The following is a 15,397-nucleotide window of genomic DNA, read 5'->3' as shown; positions in this document are numbered from 1 at the left end:
TTTGTCGACATCGCGAGCCGCTACACAAAGCAAGAAAGCGGATATTTCGCGGCGTTTTTGTCCGTGAGTGTGGCAAGGAATAGGGCGATAAACTCCTCGAAGCTTTGCGCGATGAGTAGGGCGTCCTCATAGATCGGTTCCGCGCCGAATATGATCCTGCCCGCGTCCGCGCCCTGCGTGAGGATACCCGCGAAGCAGCGCTCGCCTCTGACTGAAAACAAAAACGGCAAGCACCCGCTCCAAAACGCGCTCACGGCGGCTCTTTGCGCATCGTTAGCCGCGCACTCCAGGCTGTCTTTTTCAAAATCTTTGTAGCAAAATTCCGCCTCATCCGCGCTTGGCGATGCATAATCCCTAGCGGACACGAACCAAACGGCGTCCGCGGCGTTATACAAAGTCTCAAAAGAGCAAACGAAGCGGTAAAAATCTTCGCTTAAATTTTTAAATCTGCCGCCTAAAAATTCGCTCCGCGGCGGGCAAATTTCATTCCTGCGCCGTATCTGCCAGCCGTTTTGCGCGAGCACGCCCATAAGCTCGTCAAAAATCATCTCGCCTCCCGTAATTTGGCGCCGATTATAGCATTTTACTCGGCGCAGCGGTTAAATGCGGATAAATTTATAAAATTTTGCCTACCCGCCGCGTATAAAAAGAGAAATTTTGCGCGAAATTTTATCAATTCGGCTAAAAATAAAATGACGTTTCCAAATCGCCGCTAAATTTAGGCTCAGCAGAAGGCGTAAGCCGTAGATGAAAAACGGGCGTATCATCGCGGGAGGCGGGCGCGCCGCTAAAATTTGCGCCTCGGTATCCGCCTAAAATTTCCAAGCGGTACCGACCGCGCTCTAGGTGAAAGTTCAGGCTGTTTTGCTCGCTAATGCAGCTCATATCTTTAAAATAGCCGATGCCTGCGATCTTTAGCGTGCCCGAGGAGTGAAAAACCCAGCCGCGAGAGATGATTTTCGCTTCGTCTTGTGCGAATATCTCCTCGCTCGCCTCGCCCACGGTAACCGCAAAATTGTAATAATCGCTGCGGACGCCCGATATCGGCACTGCGATACCCTCTTCTGTAACCGCGCCCCCGTGCTCGGTCTGCGTAAAATAAGCAAGAACGTCCCCGTTCGCAAGCCCGTGCTCATCCAGATAGCGCGCGAGCAGCGCGAGGACCCTTTATCGCGAAGCCGCCCAGCTCGGAGAAAATTTGCCTCTTCATTCGCGCCTTTCTTTAATCGCCGTGCGCAGAATTTTACCGCTCATTTGCCCTCTCTTTGTTTTTGTTTCACAGCGCCGATGAAATTTTATCGCCGTACTCTCGGCAGGCTAAATTTATCACAGTGCCCGCGGCAGGCTAAAATTTATCTCTGCAGTCGCGCCGAGAATGAAATTTAAATCTCATTTCGCGCTCAAATTTACAGCCCGCGGTTTTTGCCGTCCATGCCTTGGCACTTATCTACGAGCCAGCGCCCGTCCTTGCGCACGAGCAGGAAGCGGCGCGCAAAGCCGTGTTCGTCCTTGGCGTAGATGTAAATTTTATTTTTGCTCTCGCATTCGGCGTCCGTTAGCTCATATCCGCCGTAGGTGCCGCCCTCCGCCATCGAAAACGAAATGCCCTCGGGGCGGAAGCCGCTGCGCCTAACGGGCGTACAGTAGCGCGCAAATAGCTCGTCGCATCTGCGCTGCACCTCGCCGTCATCCGCGTCATCGATTCGCGATGTGGCAAATTTCTCCCATTCGCTCATCGCCGCGAAAAATTCTAAAAGCGCACTCTGCGCCGCCGCAGCGTCCTGGGGATCAAGCTTCTTTTTGCTCTTTGCAGCGTCTCTTTGCGCCTGCTCAAACTCTGCGATCTGTTCCTTGCTAAACTGCCCGCCGTCTAGATAAAACTGGATTTTCGTATCTGCCGCGGCTAGCAGCCCCGCAAAGCTCACGCGCGAATTGACCAGACGCAGCGATTTTAGCTTCGGGATTTGCACGATCGCTTTCAGCCCCTCGTCTGTGATGCTGACGTTTTCGATACCGATGTGTTCGAGCTTGGCGTGTGCTGCAAAGTATCTAAAGCCCTCGCCGCTTATCTTATCGCTATCTTGCAAAAACAGATACGCGAGCTTTGGCAGCGTGGCTAGATGCTCTAGTGCCGCGTCCGTAATCGCCGTGGCTATAAAGCCCATATTTACGAGGCTTTTTACCTCGCAGATGCGGCGCACCATCTCATCGGTGAGTGCTACGTTTTCGTAGTGATGGCCTTTGCAGTAGCGCTCGCTAACCGCGTCCAAAGCCTCCTGCATCGTGATCTGCCTCATCATCTATCCTTTAAATTTGATTTTAAAATTTTAGTGAAATTTTATGATTTACGCAAGCACTTAAATTTACGGCGCGGATTTGCTCGCCGCTGATGTGTTTTAAAGCGCCGCGCCGACGAGCGCTAAATTTCAGCCGCCGTCCACTCGTCTAAAATTTTACCAAAATCCTCTATCATCGCGGCGAAATCATACTCAAGCTTGCTTTGCTTTTGCGCGATCTGCTTTAGCGCCGTCAAAAAATACTCGCCCATCTTTCGCTTTTGCTCCATGGGCGCTAGCTCGCCAAATTCGGGCTCGAAATGTATCAACGCGTCCGTTTTGCCCGTGTCTTTTCTAAACGGCGAATACTCAAATCTATTTCGCAAAAAGTAACCGCCCGCGCGCCTCTGCTCCTCGCTCATCATTTCGCGTATCAGCTCCCAAGCGCGCTGCGAGCTTAGGCGCGGCTTATCGGACGCGATGATGTAGTTGGTTCGGCAGTGCTCGTCATCAAAGCTAAACGCGCATTCCAATTTTATGTAGTTGATTATCGAGCCGTAAATTTTAGGGCGCATTTTGGCGTTAAGCGCCGGTTGTAGATCCGCAAAGAGGCTTTCTATCACGGCGCGCGAGTTTTCGTAGCAGTTGCTGATAGCGCGCGTGATGCGGATCGGATTTTTGGCTATCCAGTTGTGCTGGCTGTTTAGCTTGAGGTCCAAAATTTCCTCTTTTACGGGGCGCGCGAGCGTTTTACCCGCCGTATCCGGACTTTCGTGAAAAAACGTATCGTCGTCTTGCATCGTAAGCCCCGTTTTGCGTTTCGACCACATAGCTTCTACAAAGCGCGGCTCGCCGTGCGCATTTAAAAAATAGGTCATCGCATAGCCGTTGTAAAATTTCCCGCGCAGCGCCTCTAAGCTCTCGCGCTCGCCCCAGCCTACGATCGCTAGGCATTCGCAAATTTTAACGGCCCTGTTCCACTCGCTAGCGTTTTTATAAAAGGCGTAGCGGTCAAATTCGCCTAGCAGCCGCTCGCGAATTAAAATTTGATCCTGGGCGCGCAGAAAAATTTCTAGTTCGGCGAGGTTTTCTATTTCGTAAATTCGCTCTAAAATTTCGTTCATTATCGACCCTTAAATTTGCGTTTACAGCGTAAAATCGCCCCCAAGCTTTACGGCTCGCTTCAGGCGTGCTTTGCTCTAAATAAACTCGCGGTCGCCGCAAGGCAGAATTAGCTTTTTTCTCGGCTGCGCTTTTCTTCGATGCCACTTAATCCTTGCCTGCGCGCTAGCTCGTCAAGCAGGGCGTCCGGGTGGATATTGTGCGCCGCAAGCGCGAGCAGAAGGTGAAATAAAAGATCCGCTCCCTCGTAAATCACGTCGTATCGCGGCTCGCCCGCTCTGTGCTCGCCGAAGCCCTCGCGCGCGACGTCTGCGTAAAGCCCGCTGCGCGAGAGGTCCTTGCACGCCAGCGCGAACTCGCACGCCTCCTCGGCGATCTTTTTGAGATAGGCGTTTTCGCCCTTCGCGTAGAGCGAGGCGACATAGGAGAGCTCGGACTCGCCGTTTAGCTTGCGATCCAAGCAAACGTGATAAATTTCGTCCAAAATGCCGTACGGGCTTTTTTCTGCGGAGTTTTTGGGTGTAAAATTTTGCGAGACGGCGTCTAAATTTTGAGTGCTGCGCTCTGCGGCGGAATTTGCCGCCGTGAAATTTTGCATTGTTGAATTTTTTGCATCGCAAGCGCTCAAGTTTTCCACATTTTCGCCACATTTTTGCAGCGAAATCTCTTTGAAAAAACAGCTTCGCGCGCCCGTGTGGCAGGCGGATCCGCCGCATTGCTCGACTCTAAGCAGCAGCGTATCGTTGTCGCAGTCCAAAAACGCGGATTTTACGAGCTGAACGTGACCGCTGCTCTCGCCCTTTTTCCAGATGCGCCCCTTGCTGCGCGAGAAGTAGTGCGCGTAGCCGGTACTCAGCGTTAAATTTAACGCCTCTTCGTTCATATACGCGAGCATTAAAACCGCGCCGTCACCCGCGTCCTGCACGATCGCGGGGAGCAGCCCGCCAAGTTTTTGCCAATCTACCTTCATCTTTGATCCTTAGCTTGCGAAGTCGCGCACGCCTTAAATTTAGCCGCCGCATACGGAATTTAGTTATAAAATTTACGAAGCGGCGCGCCTCGTAAATTTAAAGAGTAAACCTGGCGGCTAAATTTTAAGCGACCGCTAGGCTTAAGCTGCGACGAGTGTGAGTTTTGCTAATCGCGAGCAATCGCACTCGTCGCTAATATTAACTTGCGAAATCGCGAGTTAAGTTTATGCGCCCGGAGCGGGCTTGCTTTAAATCTCGCTATTAAATTTAGTTCGCGAAATCGGAGCGCACAGCCTCCTGAAATTTTAATTTTCCCGCTCGATGGCGCTTTGCTTCGCCTTATCTTTCGTATCGACCCAGATATTAGGCACCGCGCCGCCCGGCGTTAGGAAAATTTTTGCGTCGCCGTTTTCGCGCAACGCCTCGTTAAATTTAGCCTGCGTCTCGATCTGCTTGAGGCTTAAAAGATTTGCGTCCAAGCTCTTTGCGATCTCTTTGTTAGCGTAGGCTTGCGCGTCGGCTTCGATCTTGGCGGCATCGGCGCGACCTTGAGCCTCAATTTTGACGGCGTCTGCGTTACCTTTGGCAAGAGCAGCCTTTTTAAGCGCCTCTTGGTTTGCGCGCTCGACTTCGTATTTGGTGCGCTCAGCCTCCTGTTTGGCGATCTGTACGCTCTCGATCTGCTCCTTTACCTTCGCCGGCAGGATGATCTCGCGAAGCTGCACGGCTAGCAGATCTACGGGCGAATTCGGCAGTGCTTCGATATTTTTGCGGATGCCGTCGTCGATCGCTTTGGCGATCTCGTCGCGTTTGGTAGGCAGCTCTTCGGCGGCATAGTTGCCGATGACGCTACGCACGACGTCCTTTACGCGCGGATCGATGATCTTATCCTCCCACAAAAAGCCCCACTCGGCGATCGTGTTGGGCGCCGTGGCTTCATTGAGCCTGTATTGCACGGTGATGTCGATGCTGACGGGCAAATTTCGCGAGTCTAGCACCGAGAGCGAGTTTTTGCTGATGATACCGCCCGCGGTGCCGCTTTTAGTAGCGATACCCGCGCTCATATCTTCGCTGCTGGTGTAGTTGATGATACGCGTGCGAGTATCTACGACGAATACGTCCTGTATGAACGGCACGAAAAAGTGAAGTCCCGCGCCAAGAGGCGTCGGATCGTATTTGCCTAAATTTGACTTGATCCCCACCTCGCCCGATTGGATCGTGACGAAGGGCTTGGCGATCACGAGTAGCGCGATTAGCGCGATTATCACGTAAAGCACGCCGCTAAACTTGCCCATCCCCCCTAAATTAGGAATTTTAAAATTTAAATTCCCGCCTTTTTTGTCGCTGTTTTTCTTATTAAAATAATCATTCAAATCCGCTGGCATGCGCGTCCTTATTTAACGTAGGTGAGCCAGTGCTCAAATTTCGGGTCTTTGCCCGTGACTACCGCGAAATACGCTTTTTGCAAGCGGCTCGTGATCTCGCCCATTTCGCCCTTGCCGATGATCCTGCCGTCGATGTTGCTAATCGGTGTGACCTCCGCGGCGGTGCCGGTAAAAAACGCCTCGTCTGCGGCATAGAGCTGATCGCGAGCGATGCGCTCTCTGCGGACTTCGTAGCCCAGGCTGCGCGCGATTTTTATGACCGAGTTTTGAGTGATGCTCTCTAAGCTGGTATCGTTCGGAGGAGTGATGATGACGCCCTCTTTTACGATAAATAAGCACTCGCCCGGCCCCTCCGCGACGAAGCCTTGAGGATCGAGCAGTATCGCCTCATCGTATCCCGCATCGACCGCTTCGAAATTTGCCATCTGCGAGTTAAAATAATTCGCACTTGCCTTGGCTTTTGCCATCATCGAAAATTGCGCCGGCTTCATCCACGATGAAATTTTAGCTTTGATCCCTTTGCGTAGCGCCTCTTCGCCCATATACGCGCCCCATTGCCACGCTGCGACGATGACGTTTACCGGGCAGTTCGTAGACGAAACGCCCATCGAGCCGTAGCCGAAGTACGCAAGCGGGCGGATATAGACGGTCTGATCGAAGCGGTTTTTTGCGACGACGTCGATCTGAGCCTTACGGAGCTGCTCGAAGCCAAACGGAAGCTTGATTAGGCAGAGTTTTGCCGAAATTTCAAGCCTGCGAGTGTGCTTGTCCAAGCGAAAAATCGCGTAGCCTTTGTCGGTTTTATAAGCGCGTACGCCCTCAAATACGGCGTTTCCGTAGTGCAAAGAGTGCGTCAAAACGTGGGTAGTGGCCTCTGCCCAAGGGATTAGCTTGCCGTCTTTCCAGATGAGCTCGGCCTCTTGAATTTGTGCCATTTCTTGATCCTTTGATGAAATTTAATCCGTAATTCTAGCTAAAAGAATATTAATTTCTAAGAAATTCTACCTGCGGGGATTCGGTACGGTAGGCGAAATTTCGCCCGTAAAATTTAAGGTGATTTGCGCCGCTAAATTTTGCTTTTTAAAATTTAGTGGCGTAGAGTAAGGAGCTGCGAATTTTATATTTTGTGTGGATAAAATTTTGCCCGAGTAATAGCTGCGAATAAATTTTGCGCTCGTACCGTAGAATAGAATTTCACAGATGAAATTTAAAAAGCAAATTCTATCTAGACGTCTCTTAGGATTAGCAAATTTACCCGCCGCAAACTAAATTTAGCCGCAGAATTTCAGGCTTTTTGATCCAAGCTCGCCTTTTAAAATTCTACGAAAGAAAGTCCGATGCCGATCTTATTGACGCTGCGTTTGTAGTCCGCGAGGCTTTCGCCGTAGCCATTGAAGTAGCGCAGATAGCCGTAAAATCCGCTATTAAAGATCGGGAAGCTGTAGTTCAGCTCGATCGCGCCGCGGTTACTGCCGTCAAAATGAAGGTTGTTTCGCCACAGAGCGCTAAGTCGCTGCTTGCCGAAGGTGTATGACGCGCGCAGATCGCCGTAGCCCATATAATCCGCGATGTCCTCGTTCGTGCGGTCCAGCCAAAAGGCATACCACGCTCTGGGGGTGATAGAAAATCCGTCCGCGCTCCAGGTGCTTTGCGCGTAGAGCCTATTCCACGAGCGCGATTCCTCGCCGCCCTTGCCGTTTGATTCATGCATAGCGCCGATCTTTAGCTCGTCCGCAAACGGCACCGGCGCGCTAACGTAGAGCTCGGGGCGATAGTTGCTTTCGCGGAAAGGGGCGCTATCCTGCGTGATCTGCCACCAGGAATTTTGCGCGTAGGCGAATGAAATTTTCTCTCCAAACCCCAGCGCGTCGTAGGTAATCGGGCGCTCGAAGCTAAACTCAAAATGCAGCTCATTCGCCTTGCGATTGGGCTTCTTGCTAAAATCGTGGGTGAAAAGCATATAGATCGGCTCGTAGTATTTAAGCCCCAAAAATCCAAAATTTCGGCCATTTTGCTCGTCTTGCGGCGCAGAATTTGACGCAGTGGAATTTTGCGAGATCGAGGCGGAATTAGATGCTAAATTTGACGCGGAGCCTGACGCAGCCGAGCCTGCGTCTGCGAAATTTGATGCAGCGGAATTTAGCGCGCTGGATTCCGCCATGGCGGAATTTTGTGCTAAAGAATTTTGCGGCACCGCAGAGTGTAAAACGGCGGCATCATCGTGCGGAGCGCGGTTTTCTGCGGACGAGGTAGAATTTTCTGTGACTTTTCGGCGCGACTTTTCGCCGCTTTCCGCTAGACTTGCCGCGGCGATCTTTTTGTAATAGATCATCGCGTTTTTGTAATCGCCCTTAGCCTCGTATTCGCTAGCCTTTGCGTATAGCTCGGATAGATCTTGTGCGGCTAGGCTCATGGCGCAAAGCGCGAATGCTAAAGCTTTAAATTTCATCTACGCCCTTTAAATCGTTTTGATAATTTATGTTTAAAAACTGCTCTTTATTTTTGAAATTTAGCACTTTGGAATTTGCAGATCCGATGAGCGCGCCGATCTTATGCTCTTTCGCGCGGTAGAGCTCAAGCGCGCGCGGCGCGAGAGCTGCGTCAAAAAAGCCGCACAAGCTATGTCTGTGCGCCTCGTCGCCCGCTACGCAAATTTGCCCCTCTTGCTCGCTAAGAGCGCGAATAGTGGAAATTTCTACAAAGGGCATGTCGGCTGGGATGATAAAAATGCGCTCGCCGCTAAATGGCTTCAGCGCCGAATACAGCGCGCCCATCGGCGAAAATTCCTCAAATTCGTCGTAGATCATAGGAAGCGGCGGGTTAAATTTAGAGCTTTTGGCGCAGGCGAAAACCCGCTCAAACTCGCGGCTTAAGCGTGAGAAAAGAAAGTGCGTCATGCTGGGATGCCCGCGGAATGGAAACAGTGTTTTGTCGCTGCCGAAACGCGAGCTTTTGCCGCCGCAGAGAATGACGCAGGTTTTCATAGAAATTTCACCGGCTTTCATCGATTTCATCGCGGCGAAATTTTAAATTTGAAAGTAAAATTTGAAAAGAGCGCGGGCATATCAGTCTTTTTGCATATATTTGGCTTTGCCAAGGGCGTTGTTTGCGATGAACTGATAAAGACTCGGCGCTTGAAGCTTGGCTAGCTCAGGGTATTTGGCTTTAAGCGTCTTCCAGATGTCGTAGACGCGCATACCGTTTGCGTAAAGCTTCATAATCTCGCTAAAATGCGGATCGTAAAGGCTCGGCTTTTTATACAGCGAGAGTTTGCGGTCGGTATCCAGCACCGCGTTTGCCTCGATAAAAGCGGCAAGATCGCGCTCGCTTACTTTTGCAAAATCCTTTTCGTATTGAGATTTCATATACTTTAAAATTTCTTTATTGCTAACGCCTTGGAAGTGCATTTTCTTGATCTCGAAGCGATACGCGTATAAGAAATCCTCGCTTTTTTTGGCGGTTGCGCGAAGTCTTGTTTTTTCATCTTTGAACGTCACGGAGATGAAGTGCGTAAGCCCTGCGGCGGTGACGGCGCTTTTAAACGCTTCGTCCTCCTCGCCGATCTTTTTTAAGATCGCCTTGACGGTGTAGCCCTCGGCGATGAGGTTTGAAATTTTATCTTTATACGGTTTGTAGTCGAATCGTACGCGCCTAAAGCCCGTCTCGACGCTGATTTTTTTGTAGATCCTCGCATGCTCTCTAGATGTAAAATACCTAGATTTCAGCCCTTTGCGGAGTTGTTCGGCAACCGCGGTAAAATCGTCATAATCGGCGATAGACGCGATTAATTCCTTTTCGTTTACGACCCTGCCGTTAACGACCGCGATGGTAATGACCTTCATATTTTCTCCTTTGATTGGGCACAATTCTAACTTAAAACTATAAACTCAAATTTAATTATTTATTATCAAGGATTGCGGAGGATTTGTGTTTGCGAGGTAGAATTTTACGCGCTAAGATTTAGTATTTTGATTGATTTTTATATCTTTTTGTGCTTGTTCTCACGCCGCTTTTTTATACTTTTTTGTGTAGAGATGAAGCGGGTTTGCAGAGATAAATTTTACCCGCAAACTTTAACTAAATTGCCCGCACAAATTAGCTTTTTTTAAACGAAAAAAGCTTTTTGATCTTCGTAAGCCCAAGCTTCATGCCGCTATATTTCATCATCTTAGCCATATTTACCCACATTTCACGCTCGTAGCACGGATGCGGGCAATGGTGACAGCGTGGCTTTTCGGTATGCGGGCAGGCACCAAGACGTGCATAGGCGTAACGCAGCATCCGCTCGCAGGCGCTACAGAGATGAAAGTGCGTCTGCACTAGCCCCTTATCGTCTTTGTAGTTATGAAGCACAGCGCCATCTTTTTTAGGCGCATCCGCATGCTTGCCATCGCAGTAAATTTGGATAAATTTCGTCACCGTATTTACTTCGTAAATAAATTTTTCACTAGTCATCTTTGATCCTTTGGGGCAGATTTTATCTAAAAGAGACAAAAATACTCTTGAGCGCGCTCAAGCTAAAACTGATGGAATTTTAAAATTCCGCGGAATTTCGCTTTATCTTTCGACCTTGTTGCTTAATAGAGTCGCGATGAAGCGCGTTTTGTCATTTGAGGCAAGCGCGATCTGAATGCTCATCGTAAGCGGCACAGCCAAAAACAGCCCACCGATGCCGAGTACGAAGCCCCATAGCAGCAGCCCTGCAAGTACGCTGATCGTTGAAAGCCCGAGCCCTTGCCCTAAAAATCGTGGCTCGATGATATTTCCGATCGCTACGTTTACGACCAAATAGATTGCGATAGTCCAGATGCTAGAGCTTATATCCATCGTAGCTAGCGTCACGAAAAGCGTCGGAAAGACCGCTACGATCGAGCCAATGGTGGGGATGAAATTTAGCACGAAAGCTAAAATCCCCCACAGCGCAGCATACGGTACGCCAAGAGCCCACAGCCCGAGCCCGATGAGCGCACCGGTGCAAGCTGAAGCGATAGTTTTGATTAGCAGATATTTTTTGAGGCTGGAGGCAAATTTCTTCACGAAAGTGTGCGTAGCGCGGCTACTTTGCGAAAAATAGCGGATTTTTTCGTCGATCACAGAGCTTTCAAAGACCATAAATGAAACCATTATAAAAATGAAAAATCCCGTCGAGACTATCGAGCCTGTTTTGCGCAGTAGTGCAGATAGCTGTGCGGCGGCTTCGCTCGGATCGATGCCCAGGCTTGCGGCGTTAAGCTCTATGCCGAAGCGAGAGAGCTTCGCACTCACGCCTCCTAGCACCTCTTCAAATTTTGCTTGAAGCTCGGGCAGGCGCGCTGAAAATTCCTTGATCGCATCGAAGATGACTGCGCCGAAAAACACTATAATCGCCACGAAGGCAAAGGTGATGATGAGGAAGCTAAAAACGCGCCCGACGCGGATCTTTTGGACATAAAGCACCAGTGGTGAGACGAGCACCGTGATGAAAATAGCTAGCAAAAATGGCACGACGATAGCCTGCGCGGCTTTAAGACCAGCCAGGATGATTACGACGCAGGCAACCGACATCAAGGACATTTGAAGCTTCAAGGATTCTCCTAAATTTGACATTTTCGCAGAGCTTTTACGCGAAATTTTGGTGAAAGGATTTTAACTAAAATTCCATAAATTTTAAGACGGAATTTTAAAATTTCATCGCAAAATTCTAAGATACGCGTAAATTCTTAGTGGGCGCAAGAAAAGTTAGAATTTTTTGCTAAAATTTTGCGAAATTTACACGAGCAGGATCGAAAATGAAACTTCCCAAACAGCTTTTAGACCGTTACGCCGCGGAGCGCCAAAGCGCGGGCGAGGCGCAGCGGACGGCGAATGAGATCGCCTTTGCACCTGTAGTTTTTCAGGTAAGTAGGCTGATGAAAAAATTTGGAATTTTAAACGCGCTTAATGAGGCACATGACGGGCTAAGCATAAGTGAGATCGCGAAGAAACTCTCGCTTAGCGAATACGCCGTAAAGCTGCTTTTGGAAAGTTCGCTTAGCATCGGCACGGTGCTGCTGTGCGGCGAGAAATTTCGTCTCAGTAAGGCGGGGTATTTTCTACTCACCGACGAGATGGTGGACGTGGATATGGACTTCATCCACGACGTGTGCTACGAGGGGCTATTTAGACTCGAAGAGACGCTAAAATCGGGCAAACCAGAGGGGCTAAAGGTTTTTGGACATTGGGCTACGATCTACGAGGCGCTTGCGCATCTGCCGCCGCACGTGCGCAAGAGCTGGCTCGCGTTTGATCATTTTTATTCAGATTTGGCGTTTGAGCCTGCGCTAAAGATCATTTTCTCGCGCAAGACGGATAAAATTTTAGACGTAGGCGGCAACACGGGGCGCTTTGCTAAGCGGTGCGTGGGCTACGACGAAAATGTGCGCGTCACGATAATGGATCTTGCAGGGCAAATTTCGATGATGAAAGATGCCGTCGCAGGCGCGCAGGGCGCTGAGCGCATAGAGGGGCTTGCGGCCGATCTGCTAGATCCTGCCACGCGCTTTCCGAGCGGCTTTGACGCGATCTGGCTTAGTCAGTTTTTAGACTGCTTTGCAGAGGAGCAGATCGTAAGCATCCTCTCGCGCGCGGCGGAGTCGATGAGCGAGCAGGCGCGGCTTTATATTTTGGAGCCGTTTTGGGACAGGCAGCGCTACGAAACCGCCGCGTATAGCATGACGCAGATCAGCGTGTATTTCGCTGCGATGGCAAACGGCAATAGCAAAATTTATCACTCGGACGATATGATTAAATTTGCGCAGCGCGCAGGGCTTAAAATTTCGCAAATTCACGACGGACTGGGCGTCGGACACACGCTGCTGTGCTGCGAAAGGGCGCAATGATGGACGCGCGAAGCTTAAGCGCGCGGCTAAATAAGCCGATTAAAATTTTACTAGTGCTACTTGGAATCGGAATTTTGGCAAATGTGGCGATGGAATTTTATGCGGAGAAAAAACGCGGCGAGCTAGAGCGAAATTTCTGCGAAAGCAAACAGGTGCGAGATGCGCTAGCGCGGATAAACGAGGGCGCACCGCGCAGGATCGACGATGCTACGATTTTAAAAGGCGCCGCATGCGAAGAGGGTAGCTTCATATACGATTACGCGTTAAATAGCTCGCCGAATTTAGACCTTAGCGCGCTGGATGCAGGCGATGCGGAAATTTTAAAAGAGATGCTGTTTGCTAAGGCGAAGGCTGGCTTTTGCAGCACGGAATTCTCGCAGCGTCTGCGGGAGCTCGGCAAAACGATGGTGTTAAATTACGAAATAGAGGGCTTGCCGCCGATACAGCTAAAGCTTGATAAAAATAGCTGCGAACGGTGAATTTTAAAACCCAAGCGAGGCATTTGATTAGCCGCGTTTTGTGTGGCGGCGCGTTGGCAGCTGGTGCCTCTGTAAGCTCGCAAGCGAGCGTATGCTTTACGCAGAATTTTATGTGAGCAGGTCGCAGATAAAATTTAGCAAGATTTCATCGCAGCAGGTGTAGCATAATAAATCATAAAATTCTGACTCAAAATCTACGATGCTATTTCAAATAAGATTCCGTAACTTATAGAATTTCGCGCGAAAGCTTTACGCGGTGTTTGCGCTGCCGCATAGATATAATTCCACGTGAAATAGTAAAATTTTAATGAAAAACGCCACTGGCAGAACCTGGCGCATTAGATCGCGGCTTAAAAAGGACTCGGCGCGTTTTAGCACTTTGTGGCGACGAAATACACGCTGATATGCGTCATGCTATACGCGGCGGCGCGGTAAAAGTCAAGCAGAGGTTTTAACATGTTACTTTTGCGCAGGCAAAATCAAAAGCGAAGCGGATAAATTTTAAGCGAATTCGGCGCGGGCGAGCAGGCAAAGGCTCACGCCGCGCTAAATTTTAAATCTCGCGCAAGCGCTACTTGCAGTCGCTAGGCTTAAATTCTACCCTTATAAATTCTTCGCCACTTTTTATCTTATAGCTCCATATCGCGCTGTTTATTAGCGGATGCATTACCTTCATCTGGTTGCAAAAAATTTGCTTATTTTGGCTATCTATGACATTTTGTATCACGGTTTTTTGATCATTTCCGACACTGTCAAATTTCATCCCCATGCCGTCATTTAGCTCGTAGTTATAGATGAAGCTGCCATCCTTGCACTCAGCGCCCGTTAACGTGGTAATCTCGTCGACTCGCATCGGCGCACTCTTATTGATACCTTCCACAGCGGCTTTGAGTTGGACATTATCGCAGCTTGGCGCCGCAAAAAGCGCTCCGCAAACAAGCGGAAGTAGTAGAAATTTTTTCATTTCATCTCCTTGCAAAATTTTTCAGAATGATACAAAAATTAATATTAATGAATGCTTTAAATTTACAAAGATAAATTCCGCTTTGCCGCGCCCTAAATTTTAAAATTTCGTGTTATTTTTGCCGCCTTGCCGCGCATGCCCACAAAACATCAGCGCTAATGCAAAAGACCGCTAGCAAAGCGTCCACCGCCTTGCTTAGAGCTTAGATTGTGAAAATTTACGAAAGATAGCAAAACGGGCGAGCTTTTAGCCTTTAAGTGAGCTTTAGAGTTTTAAATTTAGGCTCGCTTTCGCGATTTTAAATTTAGATTCGCCCCACACGGGCGCGCCGTTGTCGCGGATATACTTTGCGCTTCGGCTTTTAAATTTAGATTTGCACGTTCCGTATTTTGGTGCATCAATCAGACTTTAAAATTTCGCAAAATTTCGGTGTGTCGCTCAGCTTTTAAAATTTTGCGAAATTTCGGCACATGGCTCACAGGCGGGCTTTAAATTTAGTTTCGCTCCGCTCGCCCGTGAGCTTTAAATTTAAATTCGCGCCGCCGCCTTGCGATACGCCGCTGTTTTGTGACGCACCACCAAGAACCCCGCGTAAAAAGCGCCGCACCGACCGCTCGCGCCGAAGTAAACGGCGCGCCGCTATAAATTTAAAATTTTATTTCGCGGCGTTGATCGCGTCCAAAATCTCTCTTGCGTGCACGGCGTAGTCGTTCGCCATCGCCTTTTGAAAAATCCCGCCGATCTGCGCGTATGAGCCGCTGCCGCTGCCGAAAAACTCCTCCTCGCCGTAGTTACGCTCGTTTACTGCGATGTTTTGGTTGTAGATCTGCCTTCCGTTTTTAAACATTTTTAGGCGCAGATTGTAGCGCACGAAGGGCTTGGCGGAGACATCGATACCGTCGGAGCTGTAAAAGCCAAAGCCGAACGAGCCGATCTCGGGGCTGATGACTAGCCCCTTGTCTTGCAGCGCCTTTTCGTCGCTCGTTACTTCCGCGCGCCTTAGATAGGTGCCGAAGAAGCGTTTTGCCTCGCCGCCTACGAACTCGCCGACGCTCATTTTAAGCTCGTCGTCTCTGCCCAGCTGCGAGCTTGAGGCATATTTTTTGGTCTCCATCAGCTCGCTTGGGATGTAGATCAGCGCGCTTTGCATGGAGTTATCGACGCTGATTGTGTCGTCAAACGGCGCCACGTCCGCGTTTTTATTGAATTGCGCCTCATGAGCGCAGCCGCTAAATAGCGCGCAAACTATTGCGGCTAGAAGGAATTTTTTCATTGCTTGCTCCGTGTGAAAATTTTTGTAATTCTACCCCGCGGGTCTAAATTTTACGCTGAAACGGGCGGAA

17 protein-coding genes are annotated in these 15,397 nt (G+C 49.7%); 2 read left to right on the top strand and 15 right to left on the bottom strand.

The annotated features are described in order from the left end of the window. Nucleotides 1–20 precede the first annotated feature (20 nt). From Q0236_RS02595 to Q0236_RS02540, 12 genes are all read right to left on the bottom strand, one after another. On the bottom strand, nucleotides 21–548 hold the full coding sequence (locus tag Q0236_RS02595; RefSeq protein WP_297914775.1) for a hypothetical protein: 528 nt from the start codon (nucleotides 546–548) through the stop codon (nucleotides 21–23). Nucleotides 549–681: 133 nt separating this feature from the next. After that, nucleotides 682–1,050, bottom strand: coding sequence for a hypothetical protein (locus Q0236_RS02590; RefSeq protein ID WP_297914772.1), 369 nt, complete (start codon nucleotides 1,048–1,050; stop codon nucleotides 682–684). A gap of 356 nt (nucleotides 1,051–1,406) precedes the next feature. Then, nucleotides 1,407–2,297, bottom strand: coding sequence for an NTF2 fold immunity protein (locus Q0236_RS02585; RefSeq protein ID WP_297914769.1), 891 nt, complete (start codon nucleotides 2,295–2,297; stop codon nucleotides 1,407–1,409). Between the two features lie 122 nt (nucleotides 2,298–2,419). Continuing rightward, nucleotides 2,420–3,400: a hypothetical protein gene (locus Q0236_RS02580; protein ID WP_297914766.1), complete on the bottom strand. Its 981-nt coding sequence runs from the start codon at nucleotides 3,398–3,400 to the stop codon at nucleotides 2,420–2,422. A gap of 107 nt (nucleotides 3,401–3,507) precedes the next feature. Next, nucleotides 3,508–4,368, bottom strand: a complete 861-nt coding sequence (hisI, locus tag Q0236_RS02575) for a phosphoribosyl-AMP cyclohydrolase (protein WP_297914764.1) — start codon at nucleotides 4,366–4,368, stop codon at nucleotides 3,508–3,510. 306 nt (nucleotides 4,369–4,674) lie between these two features. Then, nucleotides 4,675–5,754, bottom strand: coding sequence for an SPFH domain-containing protein (locus Q0236_RS02570; RefSeq protein WP_297914761.1), 1,080 nt, complete (start codon nucleotides 5,752–5,754; stop codon nucleotides 4,675–4,677). A gap of 8 nt (nucleotides 5,755–5,762) precedes the next feature. After that, a complete protein-coding gene (locus tag Q0236_RS02565; protein ID WP_297914758.1) occupies nucleotides 5,763–6,689 on the bottom strand; it encodes a branched-chain amino acid transaminase in 927 nt (308 codons plus the stop codon). Between the two features lie 377 nt (nucleotides 6,690–7,066). Beyond that, nucleotides 7,067–8,203: a phospholipase A gene (locus Q0236_RS02560; RefSeq protein ID WP_297914755.1), complete on the bottom strand. Its 1,137-nt coding sequence runs from the start codon at nucleotides 8,201–8,203 to the stop codon at nucleotides 7,067–7,069. Next, the gene (locus Q0236_RS02555; RefSeq protein WP_297914752.1) at nucleotides 8,193–8,759 is read right to left on the bottom strand and encodes a molybdenum cofactor guanylyltransferase; all 567 of its coding nucleotides are present in this window, start codon (nucleotides 8,757–8,759) and stop codon (nucleotides 8,193–8,195) included. The genes Q0236_RS02560 and Q0236_RS02555 overlap by 11 nt, the downstream gene beginning before the upstream one ends. Nucleotides 8,760–8,819: 60 nt before the next feature. Further along, entirely contained in the window at nucleotides 8,820–9,596 is a 777-nt protein-coding gene (locus Q0236_RS02550) for a hypothetical protein (protein ID WP_297914749.1), read from the bottom strand. Nucleotides 9,597–9,849: 253 nt separating this feature from the next. Next, nucleotides 9,850–10,209: a nitrous oxide-stimulated promoter family protein gene (locus Q0236_RS02545; RefSeq protein WP_297914746.1), complete on the bottom strand. Its 360-nt coding sequence runs from the start codon at nucleotides 10,207–10,209 to the stop codon at nucleotides 9,850–9,852. A 102-nt stretch (nucleotides 10,210–10,311) separates the two neighbouring features. Further along, nucleotides 10,312–11,319, bottom strand: a complete 1,008-nt coding sequence (locus tag Q0236_RS02540; protein ID WP_297914743.1) for an AI-2E family transporter — start codon at nucleotides 11,317–11,319, stop codon at nucleotides 10,312–10,314. A 203-nt stretch (nucleotides 11,320–11,522) separates the two neighbouring features. Here Q0236_RS02540 and Q0236_RS02535 point away from each other — a divergent pair, with 203 nt between their 5' ends. Together Q0236_RS02535 and Q0236_RS02530 are read left to right on the top strand one after the other, a co-directional pair. Beyond that, nucleotides 11,523–12,611 (top strand): methyltransferase, encoded by a 1,089-nt coding sequence (locus tag Q0236_RS02535; protein ID WP_297914740.1) that lies wholly within the window; start codon nucleotides 11,523–11,525, stop codon nucleotides 12,609–12,611. Next, nucleotides 12,611–13,090, top strand: a complete 480-nt coding sequence (locus tag Q0236_RS02530; protein WP_297914737.1) for a hypothetical protein — start codon at nucleotides 12,611–12,613, stop codon at nucleotides 13,088–13,090. Before Q0236_RS02535 ends, Q0236_RS02530 begins: the two co-directional genes overlap by 1 nt. Before the next feature lie 571 nt (nucleotides 13,091–13,661). On the opposite strand, the gene Q0236_RS02525 is transcribed toward Q0236_RS02530, so the two are convergent. The 3 genes from Q0236_RS02525 to Q0236_RS02515 form a co-directional block, all read right to left on the bottom strand. Next, nucleotides 13,662–14,054: a hypothetical protein gene (locus tag Q0236_RS02525; RefSeq protein WP_297914734.1), complete on the bottom strand. Its 393-nt coding sequence runs from the start codon at nucleotides 14,052–14,054 to the stop codon at nucleotides 13,662–13,664. Between the two features lie 475 nt (nucleotides 14,055–14,529). Beyond that, on the bottom strand, nucleotides 14,530–14,661 hold the full coding sequence (locus Q0236_RS02520; protein ID WP_297914731.1) for a hypothetical protein: 132 nt from the start codon (nucleotides 14,659–14,661) through the stop codon (nucleotides 14,530–14,532). 48 nt (nucleotides 14,662–14,709) lie between these two features. Continuing rightward, entirely contained in the window at nucleotides 14,710–15,327 is a 618-nt protein-coding gene (locus tag Q0236_RS02515) for a hypothetical protein (protein WP_297914728.1), read from the bottom strand. Between the last annotated feature and the right edge of the window lie 70 nt (nucleotides 15,328–15,397).

The organism is uncultured Campylobacter sp. (assembly GCF_938031315.1).
Classification (GTDB): Bacteria; Campylobacterota; Campylobacteria; order Campylobacterales; family Campylobacteraceae; genus Campylobacter_B.
This window is presented reverse-complemented; position numbering and strand designations above follow the sequence as displayed.

Bases quoted from the DNA above. Each gene is read 5' to 3' on its own strand.
- Q0236_RS02595 (WP_297914775.1), bottom strand. From the start codon at position 548: ATGATTTTTGACGAGCTTATGGGCGTGCTCGCGCAAAACGGCTGGCAG.
- Q0236_RS02585 (WP_297914769.1), bottom strand. From the start codon at position 2,297: ATGAGGCAGATCACGATGCAGGAGGCTTTGGACGCGGTTAGCGAGCGC.
- Q0236_RS02580 (WP_297914766.1), bottom strand. From the start codon at position 3,400: ATGAACGAAATTTTAGAGCGAATTTACGAAATAGAAAACCTCGCCGAA.
- hisI (WP_297914764.1), bottom strand. From the start codon at position 4,368: ATGAAGGTAGATTGGCAAAAACTTGGCGGGCTGCTCCCCGCGATCGTG.
- Q0236_RS02570 (WP_297914761.1), bottom strand. From the start codon at position 5,754: ATGCCAGCGGATTTGAATGATTATTTTAATAAGAAAAACAGCGACAAA.
- Q0236_RS02565 (WP_297914758.1), bottom strand. From the start codon at position 6,689: ATGGCACAAATTCAAGAGGCCGAGCTCATCTGGAAAGACGGCAAGCTA.
- Q0236_RS02560 (WP_297914755.1), bottom strand. From the start codon at position 8,203: ATGAAATTTAAAGCTTTAGCATTCGCGCTTTGCGCCATGAGCCTAGCC.
- Q0236_RS02555 (WP_297914752.1), bottom strand. From the start codon at position 8,759: ATGAAAGCCGGTGAAATTTCTATGAAAACCTGCGTCATTCTCTGCGGC.
- Q0236_RS02550 (WP_297914749.1), bottom strand. From the start codon at position 9,596: ATGAAGGTCATTACCATCGCGGTCGTTAACGGCAGGGTCGTAAACGAA.
- Q0236_RS02545 (WP_297914746.1), bottom strand. From the start codon at position 10,209: ATGACTAGTGAAAAATTTATTTACGAAGTAAATACGGTGACGAAATTT.
- Q0236_RS02535 (WP_297914740.1), top strand. From the start codon at position 11,523: ATGAAACTTCCCAAACAGCTTTTAGACCGTTACGCCGCGGAGCGCCAA.
- Q0236_RS02530 (WP_297914737.1), top strand. From the start codon at position 12,611: ATGGACGCGCGAAGCTTAAGCGCGCGGCTAAATAAGCCGATTAAAATT.
- Q0236_RS02525 (WP_297914734.1), bottom strand. From the start codon at position 14,054: ATGAAAAAATTTCTACTACTTCCGCTTGTTTGCGGAGCGCTTTTTGCG.
- Q0236_RS02515 (WP_297914728.1), bottom strand. From the start codon at position 15,327: ATGAAAAAATTCCTTCTAGCCGCAATAGTTTGCGCGCTATTTAGCGGC.